The sequence below is a fragment of the Aquitalea sp. ASV15 genome, from assembly GCF_016429115.1.
GTDB lineage: Bacteria > Pseudomonadota > Gammaproteobacteria > Burkholderiales > Chromobacteriaceae > Aquitalea > Aquitalea magnusonii.
In genome coordinates, this window is record NZ_JAELTZ010000014.1 from 79,581 (window position 1) to 97,722 (window position 18,142).

Sequence of the window (18,142 nt, forward strand, 5' to 3'; positions counted from 1 at the left end):
AGCGTTCACAACGGCAACATTATACATTTATTACTTAACATCTAAAGGGCGAGCCCGCGCATTTGATGCATTTTGCGTACCACGCCTGTTTTCCACTTTGCCGGCAAACTGCAAAGCAAGTTTACACCTCCCCTGCCACACCCTGCTGGCAAAGCGCTGTTTTGTCGACACTTTTTCATGCCGCCGTGCTGGCACGGATATTGAAAGCGTTGGTCAGGTTGCAACACCGCCAGCCTGTCCGGACAGACCAATAACGCAGATCCGGCACAACAAGAAAACACATCGAATGCCATAAGCATGGCAGGGAGGAGCGTAAACACATGGAGACTTTCTATCAAGCCATGCGTCGCCAGGGCGTGACTCGGCGCAGCTTTCTTAAGTTCTGCAGCCTGACCGCCACCTCGCTGGGCCTGGGCTCAGCCTTTGTCCCCCGCATTGCCTACGCACTGGAAACCAAGCCGCGCGTGCCGGTCATCTGGCTGCACGGCCTCGAGTGCACCTGCTGTACCGAGTCCTTCATCCGCTCGGCCCACCCGCTGGCCAAGGACGCCATCCTGTCGCTGATCTCGCTGGATTACGACGACACCATCATGGCTGCCGCCGGGCATCAGGCCGAAGCCATCCTCGACGACCTGATCAAGAACCACAAAGGCAATTACATCGTGGCCGTGGAAGGCAACCCGCCGCTGAACGAGGACGGCATGTACTGCTTCCCCGGTGGCGAGCCCTTCGTGGAAAAACTCAAGCGCGTGTCGGCCGACGCCAAGGCACTGATCGCCTGGGGTTCCTGTGCCAGCTGGGGCTGCGTGCAGGCCGCCAAGCCCAACCCCACCCGCGCCACGCCGGTACACCAGGTGATTCTGGACAAGCCGGTGATCAAGGTGCCGGGCTGTCCGCCGATTCCGGAAGTCATGGCTGCCGTGATTACCTATATGGTGACCTTCGACAAGATTCCGGAACTGGACCGCCAGGGCCGGCCCAAGATGTTCTACGGCCAGCGCATCCATGATAAATGCTATCGCCGCCCGCACTTTGATGCTGGTCAGTTTGTCGAGAACTGGGACGACGATGGCGCGCGCAAGGGCTACTGCCTGTACAAGATGGGCTGCAAAGGCCCCACCACCTATAACGCCTGCTCCACCGTGCGCTGGAACGACGGTGTGTCCTTCCCCATCCAGTCCGGTCACGGCTGCATCGGCTGTTCGGAAGAAGGCTTCTGGGACAAGGGCTCCTTCTACGACCGCGTCACCTCCATTCCGCAATTCGGCGTGGAAGCCAATGCCGACAAGATCGGCTTTACCGTGGCCGGCACCGCTGGCGCCGCCATTGCCGCCCATGCCGCGGTCAGCGCCATCAAGAGCACCATGCTGAAGAAGCAGGACCTGCAGCCGCTGGATGCCGCCGCCCCCGCGCAGAATAAAGACAAGAACGAGGAGAAAGTCTGATGTCCTACCAGACCCAAGGTTTTACCCTGGACAATAGCGGCCGCCGCGTGGTGGTGGACCCAGTCACCCGTATCGAAGGCCATCTGCGCTGCGAAGTGAACATCGACAGCAACAACATCATCACCAATGCCGTGTCCACCGGCACCATGTGGCGCGGCCTGGAAGTCATCCTCAAGGGCCGTGACCCGCGTGACGCCTGGGCCTTTGTCGAGCGCATCTGCGGCGTGTGCACCGGCACCCATGCGCTGACCTCGGTGCGTGCGGTGGAAGACGCGCTGAAGATCAAGATTCCCGAAAACGCCAACCTGATCCGCAACATCATGCAGGCGGCGCTGTATGTGCACGACCACCTGGTGCACTTCTACCATCTGCATGCGCTGGACTGGGTGGACGTGGTGTCCGCCCTCAAGGCCGACCCGAAAAAAACCAGCGAGCTGGCCCAGAGCATTTCCGACTGGCCGCTGTCCAGCCCCGGTTATTTCCGTGACCTGCAATCGCGGCTGAAACGCTTTGTCGAATCCGGCCAGCTGGGCCCCTTCCGCAATGGCTACTGGGGCCACCCGGCGATGAAACTGCCGCCGGAAGCCAACCTGATGGCGGTGGCCCACTATCTGGAAGCGCTAGACTTCCAGAAGGAAATCGTCAAGATCCATACCATTTTTGGCGGCAAGAACCCCCACCCCAACTGGCTGGTGGGCGGCATGCCCTGCGCCATCAATATCGACGATGTGGGCGCAGTCGGTGCCATCAATATGGAACGGCTGAACCTGGTATCGCAGATCATCGACCGCACCATCACCTTCTGCGAGCAGGTATACATTCCGGACGTCATCGCCATCGGCGGTTTCTACAAGGACTGGGCCTCCATCGGTGGCGGCCTGTCCAGCCAGAGCGTGATGTCCTACGGCGACTTCCCCGACCATGCCAACGACTACAGCGAAAGCAGCCTGCTGCTGCCGCGTGGTGCCATCATCAACGGCAAGTTCAACGAAATCCACCCGATCGACCTGTACGCCCCGGATGAAATCCAGGAATTCGTCACCCACAGCTGGTACAGCTATGGCGACGACAGCAAGGGCCTGCATCCCTTCGATGGCATCACCGCGCCCAAATTCGAGCTGGGTGCCAATCACAAGGGAACGAAAACCCGCATCGAGCAGCTGGACGAATCGGCCAAGTATTCCTGGATCAAATCGCCGCGCTGGAAGGGCCACGCCATGGAAGTGGGCCCGCTGGCGCGCTACCTGATTGGCTACCACCAGAACAAGCCGGAGTTCAAGGAACCGGTGGACAAGCTGCTGCATGCGCTGGGCGCACCCAAGGAAGCCTTGTTCTCCACCCTGGGTCGTACTGCCGCCCGTGCGCTGGAGTCGTCCTGGGCTGCCAACAAGATGCGCTACTTCTTCGACCGTCTCATCAGCAACATCAAGAACGGCGACACGGCGACTGCCAATGTGGAGAAGTGGGACCCGGCCAGCTGGCCGGCCGCCGCCAAGGGCGTGGGCTTTACCGAGGCCCCGCGCGGCGCGCTGGGCCACTGGCTGAAAATCGCCGACACCCGCATCGACAGCTACCAGTGCGTGGTACCCACCACCTGGAATGCCGGCCCGCGCGACGCCAAGGGCCAGATCGGCGCTTACGAAGCCTCGCTGATGGGTACCAAGATGGCGGTGCCGGATCAGCCGCTGGAAATCCTGCGCACCCTGCACAGCTTCGACCCCTGCCTGGCCTGCTCCACCCATGTCATCGGCGAGGACGGCGGCGAGCTGGTAAGCGTGAAAGTACGTTGAGTTCGTCGCCACGCCGGCCCGCCCACTCCCCCGGAACGGCTGGCAAGGCGACGATTGACCAGTCCGCATGGCCTCGCTCCCCCCGCAGGCCATACGGGCGAACTTCCTGATCGACCACCACGCTGGCCGGGGTGCGCATCACTTCCGGGATGTCCGGCAGCGTGGTGGTTCGGCGGGAAAACAGGAGATTCGGCATGAAAAGCTACGGCTTCGACGGCAACGCCCCGCAGGGCCTGGGCCGCAAGGTCACATCCGTCTATGTGTATGAAGCGCCGGTGCGCCTGTGGCACTGGGTGACGGTGCTGTGCATCATCACCCTGTCCGTAACCGGCTACCTGATCGGCAAGCCCCTGCCTTCAGTACCCGGTGAGGCCACCTTCAACTTCGTCATGGGCTATATCCGCTTTGCCCATTTCACCGCCGGCTACATTCTGGCCATCGGCCTGATCGGCCGGCTGTACTGGGCACTGGTGGGCAATCACCATGCGCGCGAGATCATTCTGGTGCCGGTGTGGGACAAAGCCTGGTGGAAGGAATTTTTCTTTGAAGTGCGCTGGTATCTGTTTATCGAGCGCTACCCGAAGAAATACATCGGCCACAACCCGGTAGGCCAGATCGCCATGGCCACCTTCCTGTGGGTGGCGGTATTCATGTGCTTCTCCGGCTTTGCCCTGTACGGCGAGGGCCTGGGCACCAAGAGCTGGGCCTACCAGGCTTTTGGCTGGGTGATTTCCGCCTTTGGCGGCAATAGCCTCACCGTGCACAACTGGCACCGGCTGGGCATGTGGTCCATCATCCTGTTCGTGATGATCCACGTGTATGCCGCCATCCGCGAGGACATCATGTCCAAGCAGAGCATGGTATCCACCATGATCAGCGGTTTCCGCATGTTCAAGGATTAAGCAGAGGGAAAACGTCCGGGATGGTGTTACATCAGCTTGTCCCGGACGTTTTCATTGCCCTGACAGGATCGTGAGATTTGTCGAACTGCCGCCAGCACATACTGCCGGCAAACCAGCGCAGCCCAACACGCCATCCCAGCCCACCGCCATGACCATCCCGCTCGTCAGTGCCCGCACCCCGCTGCATCCCGGCCGTTTTCTGGACAGCCGCTTTCTGGCCCCGGCCGGACTGAGCCAGACCGAAGCAGCACGCCGGCTGGGCATTTCGCGGCGGCGGCTGAACGAGCTGATTGCCGGCAAGCGCGGCATCAGTCCGGATACTGCCATCCGGCTGGCCTGCTTGTTCGGGCAGGATGCGCAATTCTGGATGGCACTGCAAACCGCCTGGGACCTGGCCCAGGCCCGCCGCCAGCTGCGGCAAGCACGTCGCATTTAAGCCTTGCTTCACCAGCTGGAGCAACCTTGTACTGCGTTGCCATCCACGACCCGCGCTCCGTACACCATGACCCGCCTTGCCACCGCCCGCCTTACCCCCATGTTCCTTGCCTTCCCAGGCGCTGCACTAGATAATCCCCTCCGTGCTGTTCAATAGCGGCACCGGGATTGGCGTCCCGAGCTTCCCGGACTGCTACGCGCTTGCGTACCAGTCCGCACACCATTGCTTTGCCTTTTTTATGGCGGGCCATGGTGGGAGCCTCTCACGAGGCGCCGGGAAGGAAGCCGGTAACGCCAATCCCGCCATGCGCCTGCCACCCGCGATTGGCGTCGTAGGGAGCAGATTCCAGCAGCTTTCTGGAGCCTTCTGATGCGTATCTTCCTATCCTATATTGCACTGTTTACCGCCTTAGGCAGGTCTTCCACGACCCCGTCGTTGCTCTATATACCATCTCAGGAGCAACACCCATGACACACCAAACCACCACACCCGTCCTCCCCCTGATGCGCCAACACATCGTGCTGCTGCAAGCCATGCTTCAGCAGGACAGCTTTGCCGCGCTGCGCAGCCCGGTGCAGGAGTTGGCACGCAGTTTTGATCAGCTGGAATCCGCATTGCGGGAGCAGGCCCAAACGCTGGAGGCAGTACTGGCCTTGCTGGCCTTGCACCCGTCTGATGCCTATCGCAATCACCTGATGCAGGGCTTGCTGGGTTTGCAGCAGCAACAGCAGCAATTGCTGGCTTAAAACCGCGTAGTCCTACCATGTGGAAGCAGCCCGGCATTGTGAATGGCCGGGCTGTTAGCGCCCCAATAAACGCTGCCACCAGCTTTTGGCCGGTGGGCTGGGGGTAGTCGGCGCTTGTTCGTCGCTGTCATCCGGACGGGCGGGGTGGGTGCTGGGGCCATTGGGCCGCAGCAGGTCGCCGGGGTAGTGTTCCAGTCCCAGGCACTGACTGTCATCAAGGCCGAAGGCTTTGACCGCCGCTACGGCCTCTACGCACCAGCGGCCAAAGTAGGCCCCTCCTTCAAAATTGACATCGCCATAGGTGTACCAATACGGTCGTTCATACATGGCGGTAGCCGGCGCATTGCCGGGTTTGGCCGGGCGGTCCAGTTCGCGATACCAGTGGCGCACAAAGTCGGCCAGCAGCCGGGCTTGCTGTGCCGTTGGGGCGTCAATGGCCTTGAGCAGTCGCTGATAGGGTTTGGGGTGGCACAGCGTGTCGCCAATCTTGCGCCCTATCTGGCGGCTGGCAATGATGCGGTCCAGCAAGTGGTCTTCGCCTTCGTTGCCGATCAATACCAGCAGCCGTTGCCATTGCTGCTCTGGCAGGTCCAAAGTCAAAGCCAGCCCCACCAGCCAGAAGCAGACGATGTAATGGTCCAGATTCACCTTCCAGGCGTGCCGGGTGTATTGCTGTTGCGGGGTAAACACGTCTTTGCCCAAGCGCTCGGACTCTTCCCAGGCATCCAGCAAGGGCGGGAAGTATTGCGCCAGTTCCTTGATGTCATCGCCACGGGAGTAGCGACGAAGAATTTGATGCCAATTCTTTTTTACAATCTCAAATATAAACTGAGGACGATAATCAGGGTTGCCAGATGGAGCGGCACATATCTTTTCAAATTCTGAAATAGCCTCTGTACCGTACAGGACCCATTCATTCCAATAAGCGAGACTTCCCTTATTATCCCTAATCATTTTTTAACTCCCAACAGTTTGGAAGTTGCTTCAGGATTTGGAACCAACTTGCCATCCTTACCCATCACACCTACCGTCACTCGACCAAACGGATCCGTATGTACCAACCACTTCTCAATACGATTTGACTCTATCGATTTCAACACACTATCGGCCATTCGCTCATTATTCCCCACCGACTCCAATATCCGGTTGTAATTGGTATTCGCCCCACTCAGCCAGCTATCACTGCCTTGCAAGCCGCCCAGCGTCATGCCTTGTTTGGACGCACCAAACTTATATTCGATCACCACATAATCCACGCCCGGCTTGTTCACCTTGTACAGCCCGTCAATGCCGCTTTGTCCGATGCCGGGACTGCGGCCTATTTCTTGCGCGCCGGGAATCAGCTGCTGCACTTTCTGGCTGCCCAGCAAGTCGCCGACTACGCTTTTCTGGGCAGTGGTCAGTTGGCGGAAGTCGATCAGGGATTAGCTTTTTTGGGAAAATATTATTAGTACTTGTTTTTTAAATAGCAAGAAACTGAACTCTTAATCTACCACCAGACTCTTCTTCAATCTTGCTTGCAAGAGTTTCTCCTCTTTTATTATGCAATATAGCATCGGCTATATTTTTAAACCCGGAATCTGGCGGATATTCTTCACAAAAAGCATCCTGACAAACTTCATTCCATTCATTAATCTCTTTTTTCAATTCAAAAGACAAACCAAGATCCTCAATCTCAACATATCCTACATGATCGACATCGGGATAAAAAACTGGCGACGCACCATAAGTCACACCAAACCGAATTGTCTTCATTTTAATGACTTCCACTCACTTACAGGATTAGCTCTAACGATAAATCCATTAGAACCCACGCTAACCGATACATACTTACGCCATACCCACTGCCGATTACTGAATACTGATCTCTCAATCTTTCTATCACATAAATTTCTTTACATCATTCCAAGACAAAACGATACCAATAATCACAGCAGTCACCATTAACCCTATCTCTCGCCAAATCATCGGCAGCAAATCAGGAAAGTTCCATTGTGGCAAAAATACGCCAGAACCTAACCAATAAAATACCGGACCTAACAACCACGCAACTATAAGACCAATATTGCTCAACAAATAAAAAGAAGATGCATAGAGAATAAACTTCTTAAACATTTATCTTCCTCCATTTATTTTCGACTGACCCCAATCACCAGAGTATTCCTGTAACATACCGCCAATTCCTGTCCCAAAAATTTCCGGTGCTGGATTCTTTGGATTCCATCCCATGATGCCATATGGACCGACCGTCACCCAATCCGGCCTGTACCACGGATTAAGAATAGCATTTCCATTCTTAGTAATAACACTACCTCCAGCGTAACCGATAGTACTACCTAAAGCAGCACCTAACATACCTGACATTGGAGCTTCACCTTTTATAGAAGAACCAACATAAGAGGTAAGTGTATTAAACCCAACGGTACCGCTAAGTGTAGCTCCTGTAGTCCACCAACCAGCGGCACCACTCAATGCAACGCTGGACCAATCTATACTCTGTCCCGGTTGCGAATTGAAAACCTGATAACTATAATTTACACCTGCACCGAGTATTGCACTTATAGACTTTCCTACTGCCGTAGCTTCCGCAGCAACAGTTAAACCGCCCCCTGCCGGCAAAAATAATACAGCTTCAGGATTAAACTCTTTCAACGGCTCTGACGCAGCCAACCGTTTAAAGCTGAGATCTTCCAGTGCTTTCTTGGTATCGCATGCAGCTTTATTGGCTGGCCCACACTCGGCTTTGGCTTTTTTATACTTTTCATTCTCCTTTTCGGTGAATAGCCAATTATTCGTCACCTCATTAAATGCAGTCCCAGCACCTGCCGTACCTCCCACGACGCCACCAGCAGCAGTACTGGCCAACGTAACCAGGGTGTTGTAGAGCGCCGGGTTGTTTTCCTGGGTGATGCCGTTTTCGTTGAGCAGGCGGCTGGCTTCGACTGCGCTCAGGCTGCCGGTCAAGCTGCCTGCGGCACCGGCCGCGCCGCCGGTGAGGCCGCCGATGACGGTGTGCAGGCCAATGCGCAGTTTGCCTTGTTCGCCCCAGTCCTGATTGATTTGCTCGGCTTGGGCGAGCAGTTGCTGGGCCTGTTGCTCCTGGCCGTCGGCGTGGGCTTGTTTGGCTTGTTCGATCAGTGCATTGGCTTGTTTGATCTGGGTTTCGGCGTATTTCCCCACTGCACTGCTCGCCTGCTGCCCAAAGGTTTGGGTAATCAGCGTTTGTGCGTCGATTTCTCCTTGCACTTTGTCGGCGTCGAAGATGCGCTGGATGCCGCTTTGTGGGTCGCCGGTGCGGGCGGCGCTGTTGCCGGCGATGCCGCTGATGCCGCTGCGGGTGTCGCTGGATGCGCTGCCGCTGTCATTGCCAAAGCCGATGCCGGAGCCGGACCGGCTCCACATGCCTTGCAGGTTTTGGGCGGTGCCCATGTTGAGGCTGCTACTGCTGGCGTTGTAGTCGGCTTGGTTGTGCAGGTCGGTCATGGCGAGCTGGCCGCCCGTTTCAAACTGGTTGTTTTGTTGCTGGACGGCGGTTTCGGTGCTGCTGATGACGCCGCCGGTGAGGGTGGTGTCGCCGCCAACCTTGACCTGGAAGCCGCCATCGCCGGCCAGAATGCCGCTTTGTTCGCCTACGCTCAGGTAGTCGCTGTTGATTTTGCTTTGGCTGGCGCTGAGGCTGCCGCCCATCATGCCTGCACCGAAGGTGAGGCTGCCGCCCAGGCTGTGTTGTTTGCTGTCGTAGTGGTCTTGGTCTTGCAGGCTTTCGATGGCGAGCTTGCCGCCGATATTGGCTTGTACGCTGGGGGCGGCCACCACGGCGCCTTTGAGGGTGGTGTCGCCGCCGCTGCTGAGGCTGATGTTGTCGCCGGCGTTGAGGTGGGTATTGTTGTAGCGGGTGCTGTCGCCGTCGGCATGGCCGCGGTTTTTGCTGGCGCTGGCGCTGAATAGCAGCCCGTCGCTGCCGAAGCTGATACCCAGGCTGCCGCTGCGGCCGCTGTTGCTGCTGTGTTGTTGGTCGCTGTCCTGGCTGGCTTGCAGCTGGATGCGGTTGTCGGTGTTGAGGGTGATGGCCTTGGCGGCGGCCAGGTCGCTGCCTTGAATCAGGATGTTGCTGTCCTGGCCTGCGCCGCTGGCGTCCAGGCTGAGGTTGCCGGCGGCTTGGACGCGGCTGGCGGCACTGGTGTCGGACGATGATTCTCTGTGTGATTTATTGCTGCTACTGCCCACCGAGAGGCTGACGTTGATGCCACCGGCTTTGTCGGCGGCGTTGGCGTCGCGGGTGACGGGTTTGCCGTCGGGGCCGATCTCGCGGGTGAGGATTTGATTGTCCTTGCCGTTGCTGGTGCTGCCCTGGCCGTCCTGGATGGCGGTGTAGGCGGCGTAGCCGGACAGGCCGCTGCTGGCGGCGGCCAGCGCCTTCATCCAGGAATCGCTGGTCTTGCTGGCGGCCTTGGCCATTTGGTCGGCGGTCTGGATGGCGTTGAGGACGGGGCTGGAGAGGGCCAGGGTGAGGCCGCTTTGCTTGAACCAGCTGTAGCTGACGTTGTGTGTGGTTTCGCGTGCTTCGGTGATGGCGATGTCTTTGGCCTGGATGGTGATGTCGCCGCCGCCATTCACGCCGGTGGCCAGTACATTGCTGCCGGTTTGGGTGTAGTGCTGCCCGGCGCTGAGGGTGACATTGCCGCTGAGTGCGCCGACGGTGCTACCAACGGCCTGGGTGGTGCGGGTGCTGTCGTCCTGGCCTTGGGCGCGGCTGCCGATGGTGATGCCAAAGCCGCCGCTGCCCATCAGGCCGGATTTTTTTTCAGTGTGCTGGCTGGCATAGCGGTCGGTGTTGTTGGCGGCTTGCAGGCTGAGGTTGCCACCGGCTTGCAGTTGGCTACCCTGGTCGCTGACCACTTGACTGCCAATCAGGCTGAGGTCGCCACCAGCGATGGCGCTGACGGTGTGGCCGCTGACGCTGCTGCCCTTGGCCCAGGTCTGTTCGCCCTGGTAGCTGTCGTCGCTGCTGCGGCTGCTGAGCAGGCCTTTTTTGCTGCTGTGGCTTTGCCATTGCAGTTGCTGGGTTTGCTGGCCGCTGGCCAGGGTGAGGTCTTGTCCGGCTTGTAGCTGGACCTGGCCTTGGGCGCTGTCGATGGTGGCGGCGCTGGCGGCAAGGTTACGGCCTGCCAGCAAGGCTAGGTCGCCCTGGGTGTTAAGGCGGCTGCCGGTTTGGTCGGTACTGCCTTGGGCGGACCAGTTGTTCTGGTTGAAGGTCATGCGGCGTTGCTGGGCGGTGTCGACGGTGCCGAGCGTGAGGTCTTGCCCGGCTTGCAGCACGGTGCCGCCGCTGGATTGGTTGATGAGCTGGCTGCCGCTGAGGGTGAGATTGCGGCCTGCCGCCAGCAGCATGGGGCCGGTGCCCTGCCCCAGGTACAGCCCGGCCATGCGGTCGAGTGCGGTTTGTTGCAGGGTGTTGCCACCGCTGCCCTGTTGCTGGCTATAGGTGGTGCTGGTGCTGCTCAGGTCGCGCCCGGCGCTCAGGCTGAGGCTGTTGTCGGCCTGGATGCTGCCACCCTGATTGTTGAGGTCGGTGTTGGCGTGGGCGGCCACACTGCCGCCCTGCAGGCGACCGGCCAGGTTGTTGATGGTGTCAGCATTGATGGTAAGCAGTTGTCGCCCGGCCACACTGCCCTGGTTGCTGAGGTCGCCATTCAGTTGCAGTTGCAGCCGGTCTGCCGCCAGGATGGCACCGCCAGGGGCCAGGTCGCCTTGCTGTAGCTTGACGTAGACCTGCGGCACCAGTACTTGCTGGCTGCGGCCATCCGGCAGGGTAACGGTTTGGCTGACCAGCCAGACGATGTCGCTGGTGAGCTGGGCCATTTGCGCAGCGGTGAGCGCCACGCCGGGCACCAGCTGCTGGCTGGCGGCAAAGGTTTTACCCTTGTCCATCAGCGCGCGGAACTGGGCGGTGTCGTCGGCGTAGCCCGCCAGTCGGCTCTGGCCGGTGAGCTGGTTGATTTGTTGCTGGATGAGCTGCTGCTCGACGTAGCCATCGCCCAGGCGCTTGAGGGTGGTGTTGGGGTCGGGTGACAGTCCGGCCAGCAGGTAGTCGCTGCCCAGCCAGGCCTGCCGGTTGGTGAGGCTGGGGTCGGTTTCCAGCAACGGTGCCGGCCCATCCGGCTGAATGCGATACAGGCTGCTGCGCGGCAATTGCACGCTGGGCGGGCGGGTGAGCACGCTGCCGGGAATGCCATTGCTGCCGGGTTGCAGTTGTACCGTGCCATTGCTGGTTTGGCTGAGCCGGGCGACTTCGCTACCGGGAACCGGCGGGGCAATGGGACTGGGGCCCGGTCGGCCCTGGTCCAGATTGGCGACGGTGTCGGCATTGATGATCAGGCTGGTCTTGCCCTGGATGCTGGCATCGACGCTGCCGATGGTTTCGCGGATGTCGGGTTGGGGGTTAGCAAAACTACCGCCCGCATAAGTGTGGCTGGTGACATCAAAATGGTGATTGCGGTACAGGGTGGCGGCGATATTGATGACCTGACTGCCTGTTCCACCGTCGATTTGAAGCTGGTCTGCGGCACTGATCTGGCCATACTGGTTGTCCAGCAGCTGGCCCGGCTGCAACAGCATATTGCCGCCAGCACGTATGGTGGGGGCGGCGCCCGTATCTGCAGTCAGTACATCGTCCATCGCGGTGTGGTGTGCGGTGCGGGAGCGTTCATTGCCTGACTCTGAAACCGGGTGTTGGCTGCGATTGACGATGGTGTGAACAGGGTCAGTCAACTGGTAGGGGGTAATCAATAGCACACAGTTGCTGCTGCAACTGCCGTATTGCGCGTCGTAATGGACTGCGTCGGTCTGGTAGGAGAAATACGGCGCACCACCGGTCCCGCCCGGCCCGTGCAGTAGCGCGAAGGGGTCGAAGCCGTCCGGGCTTTGATCCGGATTGATCACTCTATCCTGGCGGTAAGTGTAGTAAATGGTTTGGGTTTGCGGCTGATCGATGGAGATGCGCCAGCGCTCGCCTGTCATGCCCCAGCCACGGCCATTGGCAAAGAAGAAGGTACTGGTTTGCGGGCTGAGTTTGACCACCGCACGACCCAGCACCTTGCCATCCGGGGTGATGATCTGCTCGTTGCTGATGATGTCAGCCGGGTCGACAAAGTAGATTTGCGAGGCGCGGTAATTGGCGGAGTTACGCAGGTTGCCGCCGTTGTGGCCATTCCCCTGCCAGCTGGCCAGGTTCATGGTAACGGTTTCGTCAATGCTGCTTTGCTGGGTAATGCCCACCCGCAGGCGCTGGTTGCGTACCGTGTCGGCGCTGATCTGCATATTGCCCGCAGCGTCGATGCTGGCAGACTGGTTGTCCACCAGGCTGGCCGGGCGGCTGATATGGCCGCTGCGGTCAAAGCCGCCACCTATCACCATGTCACCCAGGCTGATCAGCTGGGCGTTTTCGCCATTGCGCAGTTGGTCGGTGGCGATGCCCAGCTGTTGCCGGGCGGCGATGACCGGTGCTTGCCCTGCCAGCGGGGCGTTGTCCAGCTGCGGGGCGGCCAGCAACAGGCGGTCGGCATAGATGCGCCCGTTGCCGCGATTGCTGATGATTTCACCGGCTTGCAGGCTGGCATCTCCGGCGTCGATCAGGCCCTGGTTGTCCAGGGTGGTAGTGGCTTGCAGGTTAAGCGTGCTGGCGGTGATGTCGGCCTGGCTGGTATTGCTGATGCTGTCCGCTTGTATGCTGGCGCTGCCACCGGCGCGCAGGCTGGACTGGTTATCCAGCTTGCCAGCAGTGCTGAGCGCGAGGTTTCTCCCGGCCTGGATGGCGGCTTGTACGGTGAGGTCTTGCTGGCTATTGAGCGTAAGGTCCTGTCCGGCAACAAACTGGCCTGTACTGTCCAGCTGCCTGGCCTGGATGGCCAGATTGCCGTTGGCGCTGGTTTGTCCGCCCTGTTGTTGCAGCGTGTCCGCGTGCAGTGCGGCATCGCCCAGACTGAGCAATTCGCCCTGGTTGCGCAGGGATTGCGTAATGGCCAGGGTCAGGCTGGATTTGGTGGCCATCAGCCCGGCTTGGTTGTCCAGCGTATTGCTGTGCAGGGTAAGGGTATCGCCCACAATCAAGCCGCCTTGATTGCGCAGGGTGCTGCTGTTGATGTCCAGCATGGACGCCTGAATGCGCCCGTCTTGCAGGTTGAACAGGTCGCCGCTGTTCAGGGCCAGCTTGCCACTGGAGAGCACGCCCCGTGCGTCGCCGCTGTTGCCATTCCACAGCGCTTGCCCGCCGGTATCCAGTTGCAGGCTTTGGCTGGCAGCCAGCAGGCCACCCGTATTGTTCACCATGCCACTGTTGGCGCGGATGTCGCGGGCAAAGATACCGCCCTGGCGATTGTCAATGTCGCCGCCATTGAACAGCAGCCCGGCGGCTTCCAGCCAGCCGGTGCGGTTGTCCAGCTGCCCGGCCATCAGGCTGAGTTGGCCTCCGGCGGCGAGCTTGCCCTGCTGGTTATTCAGGGTGGCGGTGTGCAGGGTCAGGTCGTGCTTGGCCACCAGGGTGCCGCCCTGATTGTGGATGACCCCGGTGTCGATGAGTGCCTGATCGACATACAACTGGCCTTGACGGTTATCCAGCAAGGGGCCGAACAATTGCAGCGTACGCAGCTGCATGCTGCCTTGGTTCTGCAAGCCTTGTTGCAGGCTCAGGTCGATACCGCCATTGGCCAGCAGGCTGCCGCTGTTATCCAGCAGGCCTGCCACGTGAAGGGTGCCGTCGGGCAATGTCTGCGCTGGCGCGGGCTGGCTGTAAACCGGGGCATCCCCGCCTGGTGCTGGCGTGCTGTCTGCCACCGGGGGGCTGCCACTGCCATCATCCGGCTCAACCGGGGTAGCTGGTGATTCAGGTGATGTACTGGCTTTGGGCGGCAGGCCTACCACCCCGCTGCTATGCAAGTTATCGGCCTGCACCCTTAAGCCTTGCTGGCCGGTCTGGCTGAGTTGGCCCGCGTTATCCAGGCTGGCGGCATCGATCTGCAAGCGCTGGCCGCTGATGTTACCGCTGGCGCTGTTGCGGATGTCGCTGGCGTTCAGCACCAATTCGCGCCCGGCATTGATCAGCCCGCTATTGCTGACTGGCCCGCTGGCAATGTGCAGGTTCTGGCTGGCAGACAGGGTACCGTCATTGTCCAGCTGCTGGCTTTGCAGTTGCAGGCTGCCCCCCTGCTGCGCCAGCATGCGTCCGGTGTTTTCCAGGCGACCGTCCAGCTGCAGCTGCAAATCGCCCTGGCTGGCGATCAACTCGCCCGCATTGCGCGCGCCCAGGCCGTGTTCGGTAGCCAGCAGGGTGATTTTGCCAGCGTACATGCCGCCCACGGCGGCCACATCCAGGCTGTAAGCGGGCGTGGCACTGCCGGGTACGGGCGCGGTAGTGGCCACCACCTTGCCACTGGCATCCAGCTGGTTCTGCCCGGCAGTCAGTTGCAGTTGCTGTGCCCACAGCCCGGCATTCAGTTGTACGGCGCGCGCCAGGATGGTGGTGTAGTCGCTGCCACTATCGTTCAGCCCTGCGCCTTCTATCTGCAACTGGCCGTTGCCGGTCTGAAAGCCTTGCACTACCCCGCGAACAAGCTGCGGCGTGGCCGTGGCAAAAGTGCTGCGGTTGGCATTGAGCACGGTGACGCCAGCAATGCGCAGACCGGAGGGGTTGGCAATGATCAGGTCAGCACGGGCACCGGCAATTTCCATGGTGCCGCTCAGGCGCGAGGGGTTGGCGCTGTTGATCTGGTTGACGATGACTTTGGCGCTGCCGCCTGCCAGCCACGGATTGCCTGCCACCCAGCCGGCGCTTTGGGTTTGGCTGGCAGTACGGCCGTTATTGAAGATGGTAACGGGTGTGGTGGTGTCAAACTGGCGGTACTGGTTCATCGACACCCCACCAGCTGTCGGGGTCTGGATATTGATTTGTACCGCACCGCTGGCGGTATTGAGGATGGTGGGACGCTGCCCGGCAGGCGCGGCAGGATCGGCCAGAATTTGCGCCACTGCCGCAGCGGACAGGCTTGACAGCATGACAGCCAGCGGCAATGGCCGCCAGACACAATACAGCAGTGACTGGCCAGCAGCTGGCGGGCCACTGGCTGAGCGCTGATGCGTACAAGCCAGTTCTGCCACCGGCATCAATAGATTACGCAGCGGGTTGAAGACCAGACGGTAACAATGACGGTTCATGCTTTACGCTCCGGTGACGGGAGTCAAAAACGATAGGCCAGCGAAAAACCGCCGGTGCTACTGGGGGTACGAAAATGGGTGGGGTATTGCATGGGCTTGCTGATAAACACTTCGTAGTCGAAGCCAAACAGCTGGCCGCGGCTGCCCAGGGTGGCACCAGCAAGGCGACGTCCCGGTAGCATCACCGCCGACTGCCCGCCGACTTCGCCATGGTCGTAAGCCAGGTAGATTTCGCGGCCCTGGTGCTGCCAGCCGAGTTCATTGCGTACCAGCCAGCCACGATCGGCACTAAGCTGGTTGTCGCCATTAAAGCCGCGCACGGTGCTGCGGCTGCCAATGGCAAAACGATCCAGCGGAATCAAGGGGGTCTGGTTGTATTGGCCACGCCAGACCGAGCTGAACTGCCAGGCTTGGCCCAGGGCGCGCAAGGGCAACACCAGCTGTGCCTCGGCACGCCATAGCTGCAAGCGGGCGCTGCCCTCGTTGAAGGCCTCTTCCGGCGCCGCTTGAGCACGGCGGGCACCAGTACCCCGCCGGTAATTCAGGCTGGCGCTCAAAGCCCCCTCTCCCAAACGGGTTTCGTGGGAAACGCCCAGCTCCCAGCCCGCCATGCGGCGGCGTTGCACGTCGATTTCGGCATCATTGATGAAGCTGCTGGCCTTGCGCTGCCACAGTTGCAGGCTGAAACCGGTTTTGCTGTCGGCATTGCGCAGCAGCAGGCGCGATAGCGTCAGGGCGGCGTTTTCGTTCTTGCCGTGATAGAGGTAGTTTTCGTAGGCTCCGGCCACCGACTGGCGATACCGGCCATCATTCAGTGTCAAACCGAGCAGCCAATAGCCCAGTGGCAGGCTGTAGCCGACGGTATTGTTCTCTGACCCCCGCTCGCCCCCTTGGCCACCGCCCAGCGCCTGGCTACGGGACAGATTGAGCAGGTCATTGAGGGTCAACAGATGGTCCACCGCCAGCGTGGCGCTGCCTTGCAGCACCCCGGTAGCCTGGTTGCCACCATCATCCAGCTGCAATAACAGCCGGTATGGCCGGTGTTGCTGCCATTTCAGCAGTACGTCGCTGCTATTGGGCGGCGCATCGGCCGTGCTGGTCGGGGCAATCTGGAAATCAGCCTGCACCGATGGCAGGCGTTGCAGGTTTTCCAGGCCTTGTTCGATATCGCGCAGATTGAGCACATCCCCCGGTCGACTTGGCAGGGCATTCCATAGCCGCAGCCCCGGCGTACTGTCAGCGGTGGGTTTTATCTGATGAATGAAACCCGGTAGCAGGGTGAATTGCAGCTGGCCGCCACTCAGGTTTTGCGGGCTTACCAACACCCGACTGGTCACAAAACCGGCAGTCAGCAGCGCATTCTGCATGCGCCGTTGCAGCAGGCTGATACCCTGGCTGCCCAGACAGCGACCACTGGCACTGTCTGGCAAGGCGGCAGCATCTAGCAGCCACTGGAAATGCGCGGACTGTTCGCCCACAAGCTTGATGTGGCTGATCAGAAAGCACGGTTCTTCATGACTTGGCAGGGTTGCTGCAGCGTGCTGTTCGACAGACGCTTTACCATCCACAGCGCTTGGCAAAGAAGCGGTATCCAGCGGAGAGCTGGCCCATGCCCTGGTCATCTGGCACAGGCACAGCGCAAGCAAGCGGTAACAAGAAGGCAAATGGGACACGCGGCATCAGTTTTTTGTCATTGGGTACTCATTGTCAAAAGTCGTACAGCATGACACCATCAGCCACTTCCCGAATCAGCCAGGCCCATTTCCGGGAATACACCCATCCATCACACCTGCCTGACCACAACCGGTTAGATGGTTTGCACTTTTACTTTCCATTTGCCAGGGCAATGTCCTTGTATTGCGTATGGAATAAGCGGCAAACCCCTGATCCGGCACATATTCCCGGCAAGTCCGGCACTGGCACGAAACTTGATCTGTAACCCACTCCGTTACAGGCCATCACAGCATGCATACCGACAACATCATCATCATGGGGCTGGGCAATCTGCTCTGGGCCGACGAAGGCTTTGGCGTCCGTGCAGCCGAGCAGCTGTATGCCCGCTATCAGTTGCCGGCCAAGGTCGAGGTCGTGGACGGCGGCACCCAGGGGCTGCTGCTGCTGCCCTATGTCGAAGCCGCCGACCGGCTGATCCTGTTCGACGCCATCGATTTCGGGCTGGAACCGGGCACGCTCAAGGTGTATCGCGACGACGCGGTGCCGGCCTACCTCACCGCCAAGAAAATGAGCCTGCACCAGACCGGTTTTTCCGAGGTGCTGGCGCTGGCCGATCTCAAGGGCAATCTGCCGGCCAGCATCGTGCTGATCGGCGTGCAGCCGGTGCAGCTGGAAGACTATGGCGGCAGCCTGACCGAGCCGGTACGTGCCCGGCTGGAGCCGGCCATTGCGCTGGCGGTGGCGCAATTGCAGGAATGGGGGGTGCCGCTGGCGCCGCGGCTGGATGGCGAGCGGCTGAACCATGCCAGCCTCGACATGCAGCGCTATGAAAACGAGCGCCCGTCCGCCGAAGCCGCCTGCCGCATTGGCGACGACCGCGTACTGCAAGGAGAAGGCTGATGTGCCTGGGCATCCCCATGCAAGTGGAACGCTGCCATGG

Annotated in this window: 12 protein-coding genes; 6 read left to right on the forward strand and 6 right to left on the reverse strand. The window is 60.1% G+C overall.

All coding sequences use genetic code 11. From position 1 onward, the window contains the following. Nucleotides 1–320: 320 nt before the first annotated feature. The 5 genes from JHD64_RS08535 to JHD64_RS08555 all read left to right on the forward strand — a co-directional run bounded on the left by JHD64_RS08535 (nt 321) and on the right by JHD64_RS08555 (nt 5,319). Nucleotides 321–1,445, forward strand: a complete 1,125-nt coding sequence (locus tag JHD64_RS08535) for a hydrogenase small subunit (protein WP_059287302.1) — start codon at nt 321–323, stop codon at nt 1,443–1,445. After that, entirely contained in the window at nt 1,445–3,235 is a 1,791-nt protein-coding gene (locus JHD64_RS08540; RefSeq protein ID WP_199052972.1) for a nickel-dependent hydrogenase large subunit, read from the forward strand. The genes JHD64_RS08535 and JHD64_RS08540 overlap by 1 nt, the downstream gene beginning before the upstream one ends. Nucleotides 3,236–3,429: 194 nt before the next feature. Further along, nucleotides 3,430–4,137 (forward strand): Ni/Fe-hydrogenase, b-type cytochrome subunit, encoded by a 708-nt coding sequence (gene cybH, locus JHD64_RS08545; protein ID WP_110313513.1) that lies wholly within the window; start codon nt 3,430–3,432, stop codon nt 4,135–4,137. A gap of 70 nt (nt 4,138–4,207) precedes the next feature. Beyond that, nucleotides 4,208–4,573, forward strand: a complete 366-nt coding sequence (locus JHD64_RS08550; RefSeq protein ID WP_199052973.1) for a HigA family addiction module antitoxin — start codon at nt 4,208–4,210, stop codon at nt 4,571–4,573. Between the two features lie 467 nt (nt 4,574–5,040). Next, complete coding sequence (locus JHD64_RS08555; RefSeq protein ID WP_199052974.1) at nt 5,041–5,319, forward strand: hypothetical protein; 279 nt, start codon at nt 5,041–5,043, stop codon at nt 5,317–5,319. 54 nt (nt 5,320–5,373) lie between these two features. Here JHD64_RS08555 and JHD64_RS08560 read toward each other — a convergent pair whose 3' ends face one another. The 6 genes from JHD64_RS08560 to JHD64_RS08585 form a co-directional block, all read right to left on the reverse strand. After that, nucleotides 5,374–6,273, reverse strand: coding sequence for a PoNi-like cognate immunity protein (locus JHD64_RS08560; protein ID WP_199052975.1), 900 nt, complete (start codon nt 6,271–6,273; stop codon nt 5,374–5,376). Beyond that, nucleotides 6,270–6,671: a hypothetical protein gene (locus JHD64_RS08565; protein WP_199052976.1), complete on the reverse strand. Its 402-nt coding sequence runs from the start codon at nt 6,669–6,671 to the stop codon at nt 6,270–6,272. Before JHD64_RS08565 ends, JHD64_RS08560 begins: the two co-directional genes overlap by 4 nt. 109 nt (nt 6,672–6,780) lie before the next feature. After that, on the reverse strand, nt 6,781–7,074 hold the full coding sequence (locus tag JHD64_RS08570; protein WP_199052977.1) for a hypothetical protein: 294 nt from the start codon (nt 7,072–7,074) through the stop codon (nt 6,781–6,783). A gap of 126 nt (nt 7,075–7,200) precedes the next feature. Continuing rightward, complete coding sequence (locus tag JHD64_RS08575) at nt 7,201–7,434, reverse strand: hypothetical protein (protein WP_199052978.1); 234 nt, start codon at nt 7,432–7,434, stop codon at nt 7,201–7,203. Then, entirely contained in the window at nt 7,435–15,528 is an 8,094-nt protein-coding gene (locus JHD64_RS08580; protein ID WP_199052979.1) for a hemagglutinin repeat-containing protein, read from the reverse strand. Nucleotides 15,529–15,551: 23 nt separating this feature from the next. After that, entirely contained in the window at nt 15,552–17,150 is a 1,599-nt protein-coding gene (locus JHD64_RS08585) for a ShlB/FhaC/HecB family hemolysin secretion/activation protein (RefSeq protein WP_233170408.1), read from the reverse strand. A gap of 343 nt (nt 17,151–17,493) precedes the next feature. Between JHD64_RS08585 and hybD the strand changes: the two genes are divergently transcribed. Continuing rightward, entirely contained in the window at nt 17,494–18,102 is a 609-nt protein-coding gene (hybD, locus tag JHD64_RS08590; protein WP_059287484.1) for a HyaD/HybD family hydrogenase maturation endopeptidase, read from the forward strand. Nucleotides 18,103–18,142 lie beyond the last annotated feature (40 nt).

Coding starts and splice junctions, on each gene's coding strand:
- JHD64_RS08535 (WP_059287302.1), top strand. CDS start 321: ATGGAGACTTTCTATCAAGCCATGCGTCGCCAGGGCGTGACTCGGCGC.
- JHD64_RS08540 (WP_199052972.1), top strand. CDS start 1,445: ATGTCCTACCAGACCCAAGGTTTTACCCTGGACAATAGCGGCCGCCGC.
- cybH (WP_110313513.1), top strand. CDS start 3,430: ATGAAAAGCTACGGCTTCGACGGCAACGCCCCGCAGGGCCTGGGCCGC.
- JHD64_RS08555 (WP_199052974.1), top strand. CDS start 5,041: ATGACACACCAAACCACCACACCCGTCCTCCCCCTGATGCGCCAACAC.
- JHD64_RS08560 (WP_199052975.1), bottom strand. CDS start 6,273: ATGATTAGGGATAATAAGGGAAGTCTCGCTTATTGGAATGAATGGGTC.
- JHD64_RS08570 (WP_199052977.1), bottom strand. CDS start 7,074: ATGAAGACAATTCGGTTTGGTGTGACTTATGGTGCGTCGCCAGTTTTT.
- JHD64_RS08575 (WP_199052978.1), bottom strand. CDS start 7,434: ATGTTTAAGAAGTTTATTCTCTATGCATCTTCTTTTTATTTGTTGAGC.
- JHD64_RS08580 (WP_199052979.1), bottom strand. CDS start 15,528: ATGAACCGTCATTGTTACCGTCTGGTCTTCAACCCGCTGCGTAATCTA.
- JHD64_RS08585 (WP_233170408.1), bottom strand. CDS start 17,150: ATGACCAGGGCATGGGCCAGCTCTCCGCTGGATACCGCTTCTTTGCCA.
- hybD (WP_059287484.1), top strand. CDS start 17,494: ATGCATACCGACAACATCATCATCATGGGGCTGGGCAATCTGCTCTGG.